This window comes from Amycolatopsis sp. NPDC026612, from assembly GCF_040638285.1.
GTDB lineage: Bacteria > Actinomycetota > Actinomycetes > Mycobacteriales > Pseudonocardiaceae > Amycolatopsis.
The window spans coordinates 46,344-62,748 of record NZ_JBEZYB010000028.1 but is presented as its reverse complement, the minus strand read 5'-3'; the positions used below and the strand labels follow the sequence as shown (position 1 = coordinate 62,748).

Here is a 16,405-nt window from a genome sequence, read left to right as displayed (position 1 = left end):
GGGGTGCTCTCAAAATGACGTTGCCGGACCCGGGGAACTTCGCCTAGCGTGGAAGTACACGAGAGAGGAGGTGGTCCTAAGTTGTATTCCAACAGGACTCGTGAGGTGACTGTCCGCTAGCGGATGGTACGTGGAGGACTTTGAGCAGCGATACAACCGAGCCACCTTCGGCTCATCGCCTGCTTCACGTGCTGCCTGATAGCGAATACCAGGCAGTCACCGTGCCCCCGGGGTTCCCGAGCACCAGTCCGGCTCGGGCTCAGGCGTTTGACGGCGCCCGAGAGCCGCCCCGGGGGTCCCCCTATTTCGCTCATTTGTGCAGGTCATGCCACCCGGCGTCGCTGGACGACCGTCCGGCGATCAGCGCTTCGCCGTTCTGTCCCACGAACGGGTGACGCTCGCTAGCCTGGACCCATGCTCAGGCCCGACTACCCGATCACCACGGCCCGCCTGCTCCTGCGCCCGTTCACGCCCGAAGACCTCGACGCGCTGAACTCCTTCCAGTCCCGCGCCGACGTCGCCCGCTACCTGTACTGGGGTCCGCGCAGCCGCGCCGAGTCGGCCGCGGCGCTCGCCAAACGGGTGCACAGCTCGACGTTGACGAAGGAAGGGCAGTTCCTGGCCGTGGCGGTCGAGCTGGCCGCGACGGGACAGCTGATCGGCGACCTGAACCTGGAGTGGCTCAGCAGCGAGCACCGGCAGGGCGAGGTCGGGTTCGTCTTCCACCCGGACCACCACGGCAAGGGCCTGGCCGCCGAGGCCGCCACGGAACTGCTGCGGCTGGGCTTCGAGGATCTGGGGCTGCACCGCATCATCGGCCGCTGCGACGGCCGGAACACCGCGTCGGCCGCGCTGATGGAACGCCTCGGCATGCGCCGGGAAGCGCACCTCAGGGAGAACGAGATCGTCAAGGGCGAATGGACCGACGAGCTCATCTACGCGATGCTCGAGGACGAGTGGAAGGACTCCCAGGCGTCGCGGGACTAGTGCCGTTCACGCGGAAGTGACGCTCCGGTCGCGCGTCCCGGGCGGTTTGGCAGCATGGGGGCGTGTTCTTCGACAAGATCGTCCGTCCGGCGCTGTACCGGCTGTCCTACCACGACCCCGAGCTGGTGCACGAGCGCACGCTCGGCGTGCTGGCCCGGCTCGGCAAGGCGGCGCCCGCGCTGGGTGGCGCGTTCCGCGTCGACGACCCGGTGACCGTGCTGGGTCTGCGGTTCCCCAACCGCGTCGGCCTGGCCGCCGGGATGGACAAGAACGGCCGCGCCCTGCCCGCGTGGGCCGCGCTGGGCTTCGGTTTCGTCGAGGTCGGCACGGTGACGCGGCTGGCGCAGCCGGGCAACCCGAAGCCGCGGCTGTTCAGCCTCCCGGCCAGTGACGCGGTGATCAACCGCATGGGCTTCAACAACGACGGCGCCGAGGCGCTCGCGGCCAAGCTCGCCCGGGACGGGAAACCGGGCGTCCCGCTGGGGGTCAGCATCGGCAAGTCGAAGGTGACGCCGCTCGAGGACGCCGTCGAGGACTACCGCTTTTCGCTGCGCGCGCTGTACCCGTACGCCGACTACTTCGCGATCAACGTCAGCTCGCCGAACACGCCGGGGCTGCGGCAGCTGCAGGATCGCACCGCACTCGCCGAGCTGCTCGGCGAGCTGCGTTCGACGTCGCTCGAGCTCGCCGGCGGGGGCACGCCGGCGCCCCTGCTGGTGAAGGTGGCGCCCGACCTGACCGACGACGCGCTGGCCGAGCTGCTGGCGGTCGCGCTCGAGCACGGCGTCGCGGGGATCATCGCCACGAACACGACTTTGGCCCGCGACGGCATCGCCCCCGCGGAAAGCGGCCTGGCCGGACAGGCGGGAGGACTGTCCGGCCGGCCGCTGACCGCCCGCGCGGCCGAGGTCGTGCGGTTCGTGCACGACCACACCGGCGGGAGCCTGCCGATCATCGGAGTCGGCGGGATCATGGGCCCGGACGACGCGGTCCGGCTCGTCGACGCCGGCGCGTCGCTCGTGCAGCTCTACACGGGCTTCGCGCTGCACGGGCCGGGCTTGGTGCGCCGCGTCAGCCGGGGTCTCGCAGCCCGGCGGTAGACGCGAACCGCACGTAACCGCGCCAGGATTCGTAGCGCTCCAGACCGGGTCCCTCCGCGGCCGGGTCGCAGCGCACCGCCAGCGGGGTGGAACCGTCCTCGAGCTCGACGCGCTCCAGCACGAACGGTGCCTTCAGCGTCGCGGCGAAGCGGTCGAACGCGGCCGGGGACAGCCGCCAGCGCTCGCCGTCGAGGCCGCTGCCGCCCTCGACGACGCCCGGCTGCGGCGGTTCGGTGTCCAGCAGCACCATCCGGTAGCGCTCGGCGGTCCGGACCGGGCCGGTGAAGCGGGCGCCGAGGTCGGTGAGGTCGGTGTTGAACGGCTGGCCACGCAGGTGGGCGCCGAACACGACGACGTCTTCGCCCGGCTCCGGGTAGGGCGTCAACGGCTCGTCCGTGCAGACGGTCGCGAGGTCGAGGCCGATCTGGTCCTCGAACGCCCGGGTCAGGAAGGTGACGCCGAACGGTCGGCGGTCGCCGGGCAGCACCGGAACGGTGATCGCGGCCAGGTCCAGGAGGTGCGCGAAGGCGGTGCAGGAGGCCAGGCGGTGGGCCACGCCGGCCGGGTCGGCCAGTGCTTCGGCCACCCCGGGGTGATCGGGCACGGTGGGCAGGAGAAGGGCGTCACCGAAGGTGCGCACGTCGAGGGAGACCGGTTCGAGAATGGCTCCCGACGCCCGCAGCCGCTTCACGACGCTCTCGAACGCGAGGGCCGCGGCCTCGCTCAGCGGCAGGTCCTGGGGGTAGGCGATCCGCGGGTGCTCACCGGCGCCGAGACGGACGTCGGCAGGCCAGCTGCGGGTCGGGGAAACGCCGTCCGGGCCGGTCATCAGGGCGAGCGCGCGCCGGACGGCACCCAGGCCGGTCGCGTACACGGAGACGCCCTCGCCGGCGCGGACGCCGGTCATGGGCAGCAGGCCGCGGGTCGGTTTGACCGCGACGACGGCGTTCAGCGCGGCCGGGACCGCACCCGAGGTGCTCAGCGCCAGGTCGACGATGCCCAGCGCGACGGCGACCGCCGCGCCGCGGCCGCCGACCTTCGCCCGGTCCCAGGCCGAGGCCACGGGGCCGGCCCCGGTCTTGCCGAGCACCACGGCGCCGGCCGCGGTGAGCCGGGCGACGACGGTGGCACTGGTTTCCGGGACCGAGCGGCCGGACGGCTGCCCGGCGACGTCGATCAGTTCCGGCACGGCGAAGACGGTGCCCGCCAACGGCAGGTCTTCCCCCGCCTTGACGCGCTCGTCGACGGCCTTCGCGTCGACGAGGACGTCTTCGACGGCGCGCAGCGTGGACCAGAGTTCGGGACGGCCGGCCTCGCTGAGGCGTTCGAAGGCCGCGATGACGCGCTGGGAGGCGGTGGGCGGGATGATCGGCACGGGGTCCGGGTCCGGCGGGAGCGTGTTCACGGGGCGTCCTTTCCTCGGTGTTCGAGAAAGTCCACTGTGTACGGTCGGCGCCGGCGAACCTCAGTGCACGGCGGGCCTCCCGGCGAGTGACACCTCTGCATGCATGACAGAAACGTTAGATCGCGCACGTTTCCGTAGCCATCAGTTTCCGATTACGCGCGGGTTTCGGCCCCAAGAGGTGAACAGGGCGCGACGCCGGGGCGAAACGCACGATCACGCACGCGGCGTGACAAAGAGGCGGGGCGCCCGGATGTGGCACCCGAACGGTCGAGTTTCAGATCCGAATGGCGCAGTGCCAGGCAAATCCGCGTGATCAGCGCCGGAAGTGGCGTGATCGAAGCCGTAACTCGCGTGATTGAGGCCGGAACTCGCGTGATTGGAGACGTACCGGGTCTGATCACGCGAGTTACGGGTCTGATCACGTGGGATCCGGCGGGGGTCACGCCGGTGCCGGGGTCAGGAGAGTTCGCGGAGGGCCATGGCCAGGCCGGCCAGGCGGTCCGTTGCGTCGGTGAGGGCCTGCTTGGAGGTGACCAGGCCGTCGCCGGCGGCGGCGACCGTGTGGCCGGCCGCGGCGACCAGGCCGCGGTAGCCCTCGATGCCGTCGTCGAGTTGTTCGCGGAGCTTCGCGACCGCCGCGTCGAGGGCTGCCTGCTCGCGGGCGGGCGCCGAGTCGCGGCCGCGTTCGATCGCCTGGATGCGGCTGCCCAAGCCGCGCAGGGCGGCTGCCGCTTCGGCCGCGGTCTGGCGGGCGTCCGCGACGGACACCTCCGAAACCGGCATCGTCCCCACCGAGGACGGCACCGAGAGCTGGCGCAGCAGCTCGGTCAGGGACGCCTCGCACTCGGCGAGCCGTTCCATCGGCTCGCGGGCCGCCGAGCGTGCCGGGGGCAGCGGCGGCGGTCCGGCCGGGGCCGCCGGGATCGGGGTGCGCTTCAGTTCGCGCAGCTTGAGGCCGGAGCGGACGCTGAACGTGCCGAACACGACGGCCCCGGCGAACGCCGCGATCGCCTGCGGCATCATCGGCGTACCCGCCGCGCTGATCCAGCCGAGCCCGGCGGCCACGGTGAGGACGCCGCACAGGATGGTCAGCAGGATCCAGAGCGTCAGCGCGCGGGACGTCCGGCGCTTGCGGCGTTCCAGCTTCGCCGCGGGGTGGTTCCAGCGGTCCCACTTGGCGCGGGCCTCGGCGAACGCCGGGACCTGGTTCGCCACCGACGACCACGTGGGTGTCAGGTCGGGCCGCCGGACCGGCGGCCGGTGCAGCGGGTTCGGGCGCCGCGGTGCGGGCTTCCCGCCGGCCTGGTCGGCCGGCGGGAAGTACTTCTGCACCTTCTGGAGCTTTTCCTGGGCGCGCACGGCGTAGTCAGGCAGCTTCTCGATGTGCTTCTCCAGCTTGGCGCTCAGCTCGCCGAAGTCACGTCGTCTGCCCTGCTGCCCCATTGCCCGCCCCCTTCGAACCGGTTGCCCGCGTGTCAGGCCGGGTTCTTGCCCTGCTCGGCCTGCACGCGCGCCTGGATTTCCCGCTGGATGTCGGCCTGGCTGCTCGACGGCTGGGCCGCCTTGCCGCCGTCGGTCACCTGCGCGACCGAGTCGCCGCGCATCGACGAGCGGATCTGCTCGAGCCGCGAGTGGCCGGCCAGCTGCGTGGTGGAAGCCTGGACCTCCATCATGCGCCCTTGGACCGAGTTCTGAGCGAGTTCCGCCGAGCCCAGCGCCGTGGTGTAGCGCTTCTCGATCTTGTCGCGGACCTCTTCCAGCGACGGCGTGTTGCCCGGCGCCGCCAGCTGGCTCATCTGGTTCAGCGAGGCGGAGACCTGCTCCTGCATCTTCGCCTGCTCCAGCTGCGAGAGCAGCTTCGTGCGCTCGGCCAGCTTCTGCTGCAGCATCTGCGAGTTGCGCTCCACGGCCTTCTTGGCCTGGGCCGCCGCCTGCAGCGACTGGTCGTGCAGCGTCTTCAGGTCCTCGATGCTCTGCTCGGCCGTGACGAGCTGCGTCGCGAAGCTCTCCGCGGCGTTCTCGAACTCGGTGGCCTTCTGCTCGTCACCCTTGCTGCGGGCTTCGTCCGCGAGGACGAGCGCCTGCCGGGTCGAGGCCTGCAGCTTCTCGACGTCGCCGAGCTGCCGGTTGAGCTTCATCTCCAGCTGCCGCTGGTTGCCGATCACGGAGGCGGCCTGCTGCGTCAGCGCCTGGTGGTTGCGCTGCGCCTCCTCGATGGCCTGCTGGATCTGTACCTTCGGGTCGGCGTGCTCGTCGATCTTCGACGAGAACGCCGCCATCATGTACTTCCAGAACTTCACGAACGGGTTGGCCATCTCCTCCGCCTGCCTTCTTGCGTCCCACGGGCCTTAGTGATCCTCGGGGTGGGGCGTCACTCCCCTGCTCATCCAACGCACCGACCCCGGCGTCGGGTTCCATCGTGTCAGGTCGGCCACGTCCGTTCCAGGCGACCCCGGGGGATTTCAGGGTTCCTCCCTGATCACCCCTGGAGCTAACGCCGACGGCCCCGGGCGGGTTGCCCGGGGCCGTCGCCGAAATCGTGAGCCGAAACCCGGCACGAGACCGGGTGCGGACCCGATGACTCGCGCCGAGCGGGGGCCGGGGGCTCGCCCCCGGACGCGGTCTGGGGCTCGGCCCCCAGAAGACACGGCGAGGGAGCCGGGGCGAGCGCTCTCCGCGAGCGCACCTCACCCAGCTCCCCGCACGCTCCCCTTACGCAGCGATCGTCGAAGCCAGCTTGGGCTGCCCGATCGTCGTCCGCAGCGTGGTGTTCATCCGCGGCGCCGGCGAAACCCGCAGGTCCGCGAGGTCGTTGCCGATCAGCTCGGACATCAGCCTGCCGCCTTCGATGCCGGCCGAGGCCTTGGCGTCGCGGTCGGGCACCTTCTCCCGGGGCCCGCCTTCCACGATCCGCTCGTCGACCGGTGCGACCTCGACGTTGTCGAGGGCCGAAACGTCCGCCGCCACCTTGTGCAGCAGTTCGCCGAGCGGAAGGTCCAGGGCCTGGCAGATGGACGCGAGCAGCTCGCTCGACGCCTCTTTCTGGCCCCGCTCCACCTCCGAGAGGTAGCCGAGGCTGACCCTGGCGGCGCGGGAGATGTCGCGCAGCGTACGACGCTGGTTGGTGCGGGCATGACGGAGCCGATCACCGATCGCCTCACGCAACAGCACGGTCATCACGCGCCTCCCTTCCGAACAAGTACTCCCTACGTTACCCAGAGCGGCGCCCCGGGCGCAGGAGTTGGCGTGCCCGTACGCCAAGGGCGAACGCCGGTTTCACGCCAGATGTTCCCCGAGCAGGGCAAACGCCGCCAGGACCGATTCGGTCCTGATCACGTCCCGGTCGCCGTTCAGGGCCAGCGTACGGACTGTGCGTGTTCCCGGCCCGGCGAGCCCGACGTGCACGGTGCCGGGTTCGACGCCGTCCTGCGCCGCCGGCCCGGCCACGCCGGTGAGCCCGAGACCCCAGGTGGCGCCGCACCGGTCGCGGGCGCCCTCGGCCAGCTGGGCGGCGACCTCGGGGTGGACGGCGCCGTGTTCGGCGAGCAAGCGGGGGTCGACGCCGGCCAGGGCGATCTTCAGCTCGGTGGCGTAGACGACCAGGCCGCCGCGCAGCGCCGCGCTCGCCCCGGGCACGCGCGCCAGGGTCGCGCAGACCAGCCCGGCGGTCAGCGACTCGGCCGCGGCGACGGTCTCGCCCCGCGCGGTGAGGGCGCCGACGAGGGCGGCGGCTTGTTCGTCGCCGCCGTCCGGACGTCGCGAACGAGTCACCGGGGACCCCGGACGTCCCGGAGGAGTCGTGCGCGGCGAGCCGGCCTGTGCGGGAGGGGCCGGGGTTTCCTCGGCCACCGTCAGCTCCCGGTGACCCGGCGTCCGGCCGCGCGCAGCCGGACCGCGCGAATCAGGTAGTCCACGCCGGTGACGACGGTCAGCACCAGCGCCAGCCCCATCAGCGCCCAGCGCACCGGGTCCGCCCCCGCCGGCAGCGGCAGCAGGTACGCCACGATCGCGGCGATCTGGGCCATCGTCTTCGCCTTGCCACCGCGGCTGGCCGGGATGACACCGTGCCGGATCACCCAGAACCTCAGCAGCGTGACGCCGATTTCGCGGACCGCGATGACGATCGTGACCCACCAGCCGAGCTCGCCGAGCACACTCAGCCCGACCAGCGCCGCGCCGGTGAGCGCCTTGTCCGCGATCGGGTCGGCGATCTTGCCGAAGTCGGTGATCAGGCCGTACTTGCGGGCCACCCAGCCGTCCAGCTGGTCGGTGGCCGAGGCGATGGCGAACAGCCCGGTCGCGAGCGCGCGCCAGGTGGTGTCGTGGCCGTCGCCGACGAACAGCGCGGCGATGAACAGCGGCACCAGTACCAGCCGCGACAGCGTCAGGAGGTTCGCGACGTTGAGCGTGGGAACCGGGGTCGGCTCGGGAACCTGGGCGGGGGCATCGCGGGCCAGGCCCTCGTCGGCGGCGTCGCTGGGGAGCGCACTCACCGGTCGGCGTCCGGTACCGCGCGGACGATCAGGTCCACGCCGGCCGAATCCACGACCTCGCACCGCAGGAAGTCGCCGACCTGGGTCTTCTCCGGCGCGTCGAGGATGACGCACTCGCCGTCGACCTCGGGGGCCTGGTGCGCCGCGCGGCCGGTGAGCTCGCCGTCGTCGTCCAGCTCGACGAGGACGTCGACGAAGGTGCCGATCCGGTCCTCGGCGCGCTGCGAGGTCAGCTCCTCGACCAGCGCGGAGATCCGGGTGACGCGCGCGGCGACCTCGGCCGGGTCGAGCTTGCCGTCGAAGCCCTCGGCTTCGGTGCCGTCCTCGTCGGAGTAGCCGAAGACGCCGACGGCGTCGAGGCGCGCGCCGGTGAGGAACCGCTCGAGCTCGGCCAGGTCGTGCTCGGTCTCGCCGGGGAACCCGACGATCACGTTGGTCCGGATGCCCGCTTCGGGCGCGTACTCGCGGATCTGCTCGGTCAGCGCCAGGAACGAGTCCGTCGAGCCGAACCGGCGCATCCGGCGCAGCACCTGCTCGCTGGAGTGCTGGAACGACAGGTCGAAGTATTCGGCGACGCCCGGCGTGGTGGCGATGGCCTTGACCAGCTGCGGGCGCGTTTCGGCCGGCTGCAGGTAGGAGACGCGGACGCGCTCGATGCCCTCGATCTCCGCCAGCCGCGGCAGCAGCCGCTCCAGCGCGGTGGCGCCGTCGCGGCCGAAGTCCTTGCCGTAGGACGTCGAGTTCTCGCTGACCAGGAACAGCTCCTTGACGCCGTGCTCGGCCAGCCACATCGCCTCGGCGACGATCTCGTCGGGCTGCCGCGAGACGAACGAGCCGCGGAACGACGGGATGGCGCAGAAGGAGCAGCGCCGGTCGCAGCCGGAGGCGATCTTCAGCGCGGCCACCGGCGCGTCGTCGAGGCGCGTACGCAGCACCCGCGGGCCCCAGCCGTGCTGCGCGTGGCCCGGGACCTCGACGGTCTCGGCCGCGGCTGGCCGCTGGACCGGGCTGATCGGGAGCAGCTTGCGCCGGTCGCCCGGCGTGTGCGACGCGATCTTGCGGCCGGCGACGACGTCGTCGAGCCGGGCGGAGAGGTCGGCGTAGTGGTCGAAGCCCAGCACCGCGTCGGCCTCCGGGAGGCTGTCGGCGAGCTCGTGGCCGTAGCGCTCGGCCATGCAACCGACGGCGACGACCTTCTTGCCCGTGTCGGCCGCGGCGAGCAGCGTGTCGACGGAGTCCTTCTTGGCCGACTCGACGAAGCCGCAGGTGTTGACCACCACGACGTCGGACTCGTCGGGGTCGGCCGCCAGCTCCCAGCCGCCGGCCGCGAGCCGGCCCGCCAGCTCCTCCGAGTCGACCTCGTTGCGGGCGCAGCCCAGGGTCAGCAGGGAGACGCGTCGGGCGGCGGCTGAGTCCGTGACAGGGGAAGGCACGACGTTCAGGGTAGCCGCCGGGCCCGGGCGGCCCGACGACGGCGTAGCTCGGTCGTGACACCGGGGCTCCACCCCGGGCCGGGGGCTCCGCCACCCGGACCCCCGAAAGGCGAGCTGCGACAACCGGGGCTCCACCCCGGGCCGGGGGCTCCGCCACCCGGACCCCCAGAAAGGCGAGCTGTGTCGCCGTGCGCGCCGGGCGATGTGGCAGGGTGGACGATCGTGCCGTCCGACTCGCCCCGCCCGTCCGTCCGCCGTGCCCGGATCGCCGACATCCGCAAGATCAAGGACCTGGTCGACTCGGACGCGGGCCGTGTACTGCTGGAGAAGGACCTGGTCACCCTGTACGAGGCGGTCCAGGAGTTCTGGGTCGCCGAAGTGGGTGACGACGTCGTCGGTGCGGCGGCGCTGCACGTGCTCTGGGAAGACATCGCCGAGCTGCGCACCGTCGTCGTCGACAAGGTCGTCCGCGGCCAGGGCGTCGGGCGCATGCTGGTCGCCCGGCTGGTCGACGAAGCACGTGAGCTGGGTCTCAAGCGGCTGTTCGTGCTGACCTTCGAGACCAGTTTCTTCGCCCGGCACGGATTCGTGGAGATCGACGGCACCCCGGTGTCGCAGGAGGTCTACGAGGAGATGCGGCGTTCGCACGACACCGGCGTCGCCGAATTCCTCGACCTGCCCTACGTCAAGCCGAACACGCTGGGCAACTCGCGGATGCTGCTCGAGCTCTGAACGTTCGGCGGCTGACGACGGCGGGGGCCAGGATGGTGATCATGGAGATCGATCACCTGCTCAGCACGACCCGCGCGGTGCGCCGGAAGCTCGACCTCGAACGGCCCGTGGAACCCGAAGTCCTCGAAGAGTGCCTGAACCTGGCGCTGCAGGCGCCGACGCCCGGCAACGTCCAGGCCTGGCGCTGGCTCGTGGTGCGCGACCAGGACGTGAAGAACCGGCTCGGCGCGATCTTCCGCACAGTCGGCGAGGCCTACTTGGCGGAGCGGGCGAGCGCGGCGCCGTCGCGGGCGCTGGCGTCCGGAAAGCATCTGATCGACGTGATCGAGCGGGTCCCGGTGTTCGTCATCCCGGTCCTGCAGGGGCGCCCGGCCGGGGACAACGCGCTCGACGCGGCCTTCTACGGCGGCATCTTCCCGGCGGTGTGGAACTTCCAGCTGGCGCTGCGCTCGCGCGGCCTGGGCTCGACGCTCACGACCTACCACCTGTCCCGCGAGGCCGAAGCCGCGGAGATCCTCGGCATCCCGGACGGCTTCACCCAGGCCGGGCTGTTGCCGGTGGCGTACACGACGGTGCCGGACTTCAAGCCCGCCCCGCGCAACCCGCTGTCCGAAGTCGCCTTCCTCGACCACTGGGGCACGCCGCTCAGCTGATCCGGACGATCGCCTCCCCGGCGTCCTCGCTCACCGACACCAGCTCGATCCGGCTGGCGGCGAACGTCGTGGCCTGCGGGCCGGTGCGCGGGCCGCTGTGCAGCTCGGCCGTGGTGCTCTCGCCGCGGCCGGGCTCCTTCAGCAGGAACGCCAGCGTGACCTCCCCCTGCCAGACGCACGTCATCCCGGGGCGGCACCGCGAGTCGGCGACGACCCGCGTGTACCGCACGGTCAGGTCCTTCCCCTGCACCGCCACCTCCTGCCCGAGCCGGAGGGTGACGTCCGGCCCGGCCGGGGCGCTCACGGTCGGCGGCGGCGAGGCGGGCCCGGGGGCAGCGGGCCGCCCGGCGGCGACCGAGCTCCCGGCGCCCACCGTGACGACGGCGAAGGCGAACAGTCCGGCCACGAATCGCTGTAGGTCCACGTGTTGTGGACGGAACGGACCGAGCCGGGGTTGCACCGGTTACTCCTCGCCGTCGGATTCCGCGTCCACCGGGCCACCGCCGCGGATCAGGAACAGGACCGACTCCAGTTCCTCCGGTTTGATCAGCACGTCGCGGGCCTTCGAGCCCTCCGACGGGCCGACCACGCCGCGGCTTTCCAGCAGGTCCATCAGCCGGCCCGCCTTGGCGAAGCCGACCCGCAGCTTGCGCTGCAGCATCGACGTCGAGCCGAACTGGGACGTCACGATCAGCTCGGCCGCCTGCAGCAGGACGTCCAAGTCGTCCCCGATGTCCGAGTCGATTTCCTTCTTCTCGCCGGCCTTCTGCGCTGTGACACCGTCCTGGTAGTCCGGCTGCGCCTGCTCCTTGGCGTAGTTGACGACCGCCGAGATCTCTTCGTCCCCGACGAACGCGCCCTGGATGCGGACCGGCTTGCCGGCGCCCATCGGCAGGTAGAGCGCGTCGCCCATGCCGATCAGCTTCTCCGCGCCCGGCTGGTCGAGGATGACGCGCGAGTCGGTCAGCGACGACGTCGCGAACGCCAGCCGCGAGGGGACGTTGGTCTTGATCAGGCCGGTGACGACGTCGACCGACGGCCGCTGCGTGGCCAGGACCAGGTGGATGCCGGCGGCGCGCGCCTTCTGGGTGATCCGGACGATCGCGTCCTCGACGTCGCGCGGGGCGGTCATCATCAGGTCGGCGAGCTCGTCGACGATCGCCATGATGTACGGGTACGGCCGGTATTCGCGCTCCGACCCCGGCGGCGCGGTGATCTCGCCCGAGCGCACCTTCTTGTTGTAGTCGTCGATGTGCCGGACCTTGTTGACCTGCATGTCCTGGTAGCGCTGCTCCATCTCCTCGACCAGCCAGGCCAGCGCGGCGGCGGCCTTCTTCGGCTGGGTGATGATGGGCGTGATCAGGTGCGGGATGCCCTCGTACGGCGTCAGCTCGACCATCTTCGGGTCGATCAGGATCATCCGGCACTCTTCCGGTGTCGCCCGCGCGAGCAGCGACACCAGCATCGAGTTGACGAAGCTGGACTTACCGGAGCCGGTGGAGCCCGCGACCAGCAGGTGCGGCATCTTCGTCAGGTTCGCGGTGACGAAGTGGCCCTCGATGTCCTTGCCGAGGCCGATCACCATCGGGTGGTTGTCCTTGACCGTGGTCGGCGCGCGCAGGACGTCACCCAGGCGGACCATCTCGCGGTCGGAGTTGGGCACCTCGATGCCGACCGCGGACTTGCCGGGGATCGGCGCCAGCAGGCGGACGTTGTCGGTCGCCACCGCGTAGGCGATGTTCTTGGTCAGCGCGGTGATCTTCTCGACCTTCACGCCCGGGCCGAGTTCGACCTCGTAGCGGGTGACCGTCGGGCCGCGGGTGAAGCCGGTGACCTGCGCGTCGACGTTGAACTGGTCCAGCACGCCGGTGATCGCCTCGATCATGGCGTCGTTGGCCTTGCTGCGGGACTTCGGCGCGTCGCCGAGCTTCAGCAGGTCGGGCGGCGGGAGCAGGTAGTCGCCCTCGACCGTGCGGGTGACCGCGAGCGGCAGCTCGGGGGCCTTCTTCGGCTTCTTCTCGGGCACCTCGGCCGGCGGCTTGGGCAGCGCCTTGGGGGGCTTGATCGGCGTCGGCACCTCGGCGAGCGCGGCTTCGAGGTCGAGCTGTTCGCCGGCTTCGCCCGACTGGCGGCGGCGCGACGGCTTGCGCAGCCGCGCGGACTTCGGGTCGGCCTCGGTGACGGTGTCCTCGTCCGTGGCGAACCCGGACCGCAGCGCCTCGGCCTCGGCGATCTCCTCCTCGTCGAGGCCCCAGTGCCGCACCCGGTGCGGGATCTCGCGGACCGGCGTGCCGGTGAACACGAGCACGCCGAAGAACAGCGCGAGGATCAGCAGCGGCACGGCGACCCAGGTGGTGACGCCCATGGTGAGCAGGCCACCGGAGAAGGCGCCGACGATGCCGCCGGCGTACATCCGGCCCTCGTTGGTGTCGGGCAGCGCGGTGAAGATGTGCAGCATCCCGAGCACCGACAGGACGACCATGATCGTGCCGACCACCATCCGCGGCCGCGTCTCCGGGTGCGGCTCGGACCGCATCAGCGCGACGGCCACGACGATCAGCACCAGCGGCAGCGTCACGGCTCCGGCACCGAGGACGGTCCGGGTGGCGATCTCCACCCCGGTGCCGATCGGCCCGGCCGCCCGCCACCAGACGCCGACGGCCGCGACGATGCCCAGGCCGATCAGGCCCAGCGCGAGCCCGTCGCGGCGGTGTTCCGGCTCGAGCTCGCGGGTGCGGCCGACCGTGCGGGCCAGCGTGCCCAGGCCCTTGGCCAGCAGGTTCCAGGTGCCGCGGACGCCCTTGCCGAAGAGCCCGGGCGTCTTGCGGCGCGCGCGTGGCGCGGGCTTGCGAGCGGGTGATGTACGAGGCTTCGCGGGTGTACGCGGCTTGCGCGCCGCTGCCCCCTTCGCGCCGCTTCCCGTGCTTCTCTTCCTCGTCGCCGACCCAGCCATGCCGCCAACGGTAACTCGCATTGCTCCTCAGCCCCGGGTGCCACTCTCGGCCCAGGGTGAACTTCTGCCGCACAGCCGTGCTCGAGCGGCCATCCGGGTGAACCGATCCGGCCAGTGCGCAATCGGGTGAAATCGGCGTCTGCCATGCTCTGCCCCATGCTCGCGCTGCGCACCGCCGAACCGCCCCGCCGTGCTCCCGCCATCTGGCGGACCATGCTGAACATCGACCGGGGACTGGTGAACCTGGTCGGGCGGCTGACCGTCACCGGCCGGGTGCCCGCGCAGCTGCGGGGACGGCCGCTGCTGATGACCGCCAACCACATCGGCGTGTTCGACGCCTTCGTGCTGATGGCGGCGTGCAAGCGGATCGGCATCAACCCGCGGTTCATGCTGGCCGGCGGCATCCTGGACGCGCCGGTGATCGGGCCGGCGCTGCGGGTCAGCGGGCACCTGCGGGTCGACCGCAAGCACGCCGGGACCGCCGTCGGGCAGTTCGCCGAGGCCGTCGAGGCGATGAAGACCACGCGCGAGCCGATCATCGTCTACCCGGAGGGCCGGATCAGCCACGATCCCGGCCTGTGGCCGGAACGCGGCAAGACCGGCGCGGCGCGGCTGGCCCTGGCGGCGGGCGTGCCGGTGATCCCGATCAGCCAGTGGGGCGCGCACGAGGCCGTCTACTGGGGCACCGAGACCGTCAACGGCCCGGCCGACCTGGTCCCGCTGGCCCGCTCGGGACTCAGCGCTCCCCTGCGCCGTCCGCGGTTCCGCGTGCACTTCGGCGACCCCGTCGACCTTTCGGACGTCGAGCCGGAGCGGCCGGGCGCCGGGGTGCGCGCGCACGCGAAGATCATGCAGGCGATCACCGACGGCCTCGTCCCGCTGCGCGTGGGCGAGCTCGACCGGCCCCGCTTCCACGACCCCACGCGGCCCACCGACACGGTCAGCCCCTGGAAGCCGACGTCCGGATACTGAGACGCCGGCGCCGGCACCCCTAGAGTCGGCGGACGTGAGCACACGGATACTCGTCGTCTACTACAGCTCCACCGGGAACACCGTCGCCCTCGCCGAGTCGCTCGCCGCGGGGGCGCGCGAAACCGGCGCCGACGTGCGGGTGCGGACCGTGGCGGAAACCGTGCCCGCGGACGCCATCGCGCGGAACCCGCGCTGGCAGGCGTGGGTCGATTCGGGCCCGCACCACGAGCTCGCCACGCTCGGCGACCTCGAGTGGGCCGACGGGCTCGCCGTCGGCAGCCCGACCCGGTTCGGCGGCCCGGCCGCCCAGCTCAAGTCCTATTTGGACAGCACCGGCGGCCTGTGGGCGCAGGGGAAGCTGGCGGACAAGGTCGCGACGTCGTTCACGACGGCGTCCACCGCGCACGGCGGCCTCGAATCGACGCTGCTGGCGATCAACAACGTCTTCTACCACTGGGGCGCGATCGTCGTGCCGCTCGGCTACACCGACCCGCACCTGAAGGAGTCCGGCAACCCGTACGGTGGCTCGTTCGTGTCCCGGAAGTCCGCGGCGCCCGACGACGTCGCCCTCGACGCCCTGCGCCTGCAGGGCCGGCGGCTGGCCACCATCACGACGCACGTCGCGACCGGCCTCAAGCGCGCCGGGTAACCGGGGAAATCGTTTCGGCGGTGACGTCGGGCCACCTACAGTCGCGGTGGTGACCACCGAACTCCCCGTCCTCGCGCCGCCCCGGGTCGTCCACCGGGGTCGCGGGACCACCCTCGTCCTGCTCGCCGCGCTGTTCTTCAGCACGTCGGGCACCCTGGGCAAGTCCGCGATGTCCGCCGGGATCACCCCGGAACAGGTGGCCGCGGCCCGCATCGCACTGGCCGCGGCCGTGCTGCTCGCCGGGGTGGCGCTGGTGGCGCCGCGGCGGCTGCGGGTCCGCCGGGCGGAGCTGCCCGTCCTGGTCGGCTACGGCCTGCTCGGCGTGGCCGGCGTGCAGCTGCTCTACTTCGTCGCCGCGGGCCGGCTCCCGGTCGGCATCGCCATCCTGCTCGAGTTCGTCTCGCCGGTGCTCATCGCGCTCTGGGTGCGGTTCGTGCGGCGGCACCGGCTGCCGCGGGCGGTCTGGGCAGGCATCGGGTTGGCCATGGTCGGGCTCGCCCTGGTCGCCCAGGTCTGGGAAGGCGTCACCCTGAACGGGCTCGGCCTGCTGGCCGGCTTCGGCGCGGCGCTGTGCTCGGCCGGCTACTTCCTGCTCGGCGAACGCGCGGTGGCCGACATCGACCCGCTGGGCCTGGTCACCTGGGGCATGGTGATCGGCGCCGTCGCGGTGTGCTTCGTGGCGCCGCCGTGGACGTGGCCGCTCGGGCTGCTCGGCGCGCACGTCGAGTTCGGCGCCTGGCACCCGCCGGTGTGGCTGCTGCTCACCCTGCTGGTCCTGGTGGCGACGGTGCTCGCGTACGTCTGCGGCATTTCGTCGCTGCGGCACCTGCCGGCGTCCGTGGCGAGCGTGCTCGGGCTGGTCGAGCCGCTCATCACGACGGCCGCGGCGTGGCTGCTGCTCGGCGAGGAGCTCGCCTGGCCGCAGCTGCTCGGGTCGGCGATCCTGCTGGCCGGCGCGTACGTCGTGCAACGGAAGTCGGCGATCCTCGTCCACTGAGCCGGGGGTTGCGCAAATCCTGCACCGGGTC

Annotated in this window: 16 protein-coding genes; 7 read left to right on the top strand and 9 right to left on the bottom strand. The window is 71.9% G+C overall.

Translation table 11 applies throughout. From position 1 onward, the window contains the following. Positions 1-414: 414 nt before the first annotated feature. Positions 415-987, top strand: coding sequence for a GNAT family protein (locus AB0F15_RS24630; RefSeq protein ID WP_360274524.1), 573 nt, complete (start codon positions 415-417; stop codon positions 985-987). A 62-nt stretch (positions 988-1,049) separates the two neighbouring features. Continuing rightward, the gene (locus tag AB0F15_RS24625; protein ID WP_360274521.1) at positions 1,050-2,087 is read left to right on the top strand and encodes a quinone-dependent dihydroorotate dehydrogenase; all 1,038 of its coding nucleotides are present in this window, start codon (positions 1,050-1,052) and stop codon (positions 2,085-2,087) included. On the opposite strand, the gene AB0F15_RS24620 is transcribed toward AB0F15_RS24625, so the two are convergent. The 7 genes from AB0F15_RS24620 to rimO all read right to left on the bottom strand — a co-directional run bounded on the left by AB0F15_RS24620 (position 2,059) and on the right by rimO (position 9,418). Then, positions 2,059-3,492, bottom strand: coding sequence for an amidase family protein (locus AB0F15_RS24620; protein WP_360274518.1), 1,434 nt, complete (start codon positions 3,490-3,492; stop codon positions 2,059-2,061). The two genes, AB0F15_RS24625 and AB0F15_RS24620, sit on opposite strands and share 29 nt — an antisense overlap. 456 nt (positions 3,493-3,948) lie before the next feature. After that, positions 3,949-4,935 carry a hypothetical protein gene (locus AB0F15_RS24615; protein ID WP_360274516.1) on the bottom strand — a complete coding sequence of 329 codons (987 nt, stop codon included), beginning with the start codon at positions 4,933-4,935 and terminating at the stop codon, positions 3,949-3,951. Between the two features lie 32 nt (positions 4,936-4,967). Then, complete coding sequence (locus AB0F15_RS24610; protein WP_360274513.1) at positions 4,968-5,807, bottom strand: PspA/IM30 family protein; 840 nt, start codon at positions 5,805-5,807, stop codon at positions 4,968-4,970. Between the two features lie 397 nt (positions 5,808-6,204). Then, a complete protein-coding gene (locus tag AB0F15_RS24605) occupies positions 6,205-6,669 on the bottom strand; it encodes a helix-turn-helix transcriptional regulator (RefSeq protein WP_360274510.1) in 465 nt (154 codons plus the stop codon). A gap of 99 nt (positions 6,670-6,768) precedes the next feature. Further along, positions 6,769-7,263 (bottom strand): CinA family protein, encoded by a 495-nt coding sequence (locus tag AB0F15_RS24600; protein ID WP_360274508.1) that lies wholly within the window; start codon positions 7,261-7,263, stop codon positions 6,769-6,771. A gap of 80 nt (positions 7,264-7,343) precedes the next feature. Continuing rightward, on the bottom strand, positions 7,344-7,985 hold the full coding sequence (gene pgsA / locus AB0F15_RS24595) for a CDP-diacylglycerol--glycerol-3-phosphate 3-phosphatidyltransferase (RefSeq protein ID WP_360274505.1): 642 nt from the start codon (positions 7,983-7,985) through the stop codon (positions 7,344-7,346). After that, entirely contained in the window at positions 7,982-9,418 is a 1,437-nt protein-coding gene (rimO, locus tag AB0F15_RS24590) for a 30S ribosomal protein S12 methylthiotransferase RimO (RefSeq protein WP_360274502.1), read from the bottom strand. The genes pgsA and rimO overlap by 4 nt, the downstream gene beginning before the upstream one ends. A gap of 222 nt (positions 9,419-9,640) precedes the next feature. On the opposite strand from rimO, the gene AB0F15_RS24585 reads away from it, so the two are divergent. Beyond that, positions 9,641-10,150 (top strand): amino-acid N-acetyltransferase, encoded by a 510-nt coding sequence (locus AB0F15_RS24585; RefSeq protein WP_360274499.1) that lies wholly within the window; start codon positions 9,641-9,643, stop codon positions 10,148-10,150. A gap of 41 nt (positions 10,151-10,191) precedes the next feature. Then, positions 10,192-10,803, top strand: a complete 612-nt coding sequence (locus AB0F15_RS24580; protein ID WP_360274496.1) for a nitroreductase family protein — start codon at positions 10,192-10,194, stop codon at positions 10,801-10,803. Here AB0F15_RS24580 and AB0F15_RS24575 read toward each other — a convergent pair. Together AB0F15_RS24575 and AB0F15_RS24570 are read right to left on the bottom strand one after the other, a co-directional pair. Next, positions 10,796-11,227, bottom strand: coding sequence for a hypothetical protein (locus tag AB0F15_RS24575; protein WP_360274494.1), 432 nt, complete (start codon positions 11,225-11,227; stop codon positions 10,796-10,798). The two genes, AB0F15_RS24580 and AB0F15_RS24575, sit on opposite strands and share 8 nt — an antisense overlap. 39 nt (positions 11,228-11,266) lie before the next feature. After that, positions 11,267-13,756: a DNA translocase FtsK 4TM domain-containing protein gene (locus AB0F15_RS24570; protein ID WP_360274491.1), complete on the bottom strand. Its 2,490-nt coding sequence runs from the start codon at positions 13,754-13,756 to the stop codon at positions 11,267-11,269. A 144-nt stretch (positions 13,757-13,900) separates the two neighbouring features. Here AB0F15_RS24570 and AB0F15_RS24565 point away from each other — a divergent pair, with 144 nt between their 5' ends. From AB0F15_RS24565 to AB0F15_RS24555, 3 genes are read left to right on the top strand one after another with little or no spacing between them, the layout of a single operon-like run. Next, complete coding sequence (locus AB0F15_RS24565) at positions 13,901-14,728, top strand: lysophospholipid acyltransferase family protein (RefSeq protein WP_360274489.1); 828 nt, start codon at positions 13,901-13,903, stop codon at positions 14,726-14,728. Positions 14,729-14,762: 34 nt separating this feature from the next. Further along, a complete protein-coding gene (wrbA, locus tag AB0F15_RS24560; RefSeq protein WP_360274487.1) occupies positions 14,763-15,377 on the top strand; it encodes an NAD(P)H:quinone oxidoreductase in 615 nt (204 codons plus the stop codon). 49 nt (positions 15,378-15,426) lie between these two features. After that, a complete protein-coding gene (locus tag AB0F15_RS24555) occupies positions 15,427-16,374 on the top strand; it encodes an EamA family transporter (RefSeq protein ID WP_360274484.1) in 948 nt (315 codons plus the stop codon). The last annotated feature ends 31 nt before the right edge of the window (positions 16,375-16,405 follow it).

Coding starts and splice junctions, on each gene's coding strand:
- AB0F15_RS24570 (WP_360274491.1), bottom strand. CDS start 13,756: ATGGCTGGGTCGGCGACGAGGAAGAGAAGCACGGGAAGCGGCGCGAAG.
- AB0F15_RS24630 (WP_360274524.1), top strand. CDS start 415: ATGCTCAGGCCCGACTACCCGATCACCACGGCCCGCCTGCTCCTGCGC.
- AB0F15_RS24580 (WP_360274496.1), top strand. CDS start 10,192: ATGGAGATCGATCACCTGCTCAGCACGACCCGCGCGGTGCGCCGGAAG.
- AB0F15_RS24615 (WP_360274516.1), bottom strand. CDS start 4,935: ATGGGGCAGCAGGGCAGACGACGTGACTTCGGCGAGCTGAGCGCCAAG.
- AB0F15_RS24610 (WP_360274513.1), bottom strand. CDS start 5,807: ATGGCCAACCCGTTCGTGAAGTTCTGGAAGTACATGATGGCGGCGTTC.
- AB0F15_RS24565 (WP_360274489.1), top strand. CDS start 13,901: ATGCTCTGCCCCATGCTCGCGCTGCGCACCGCCGAACCGCCCCGCCGT.
- AB0F15_RS24605 (WP_360274510.1), bottom strand. CDS start 6,669: ATGACCGTGCTGTTGCGTGAGGCGATCGGTGATCGGCTCCGTCATGCC.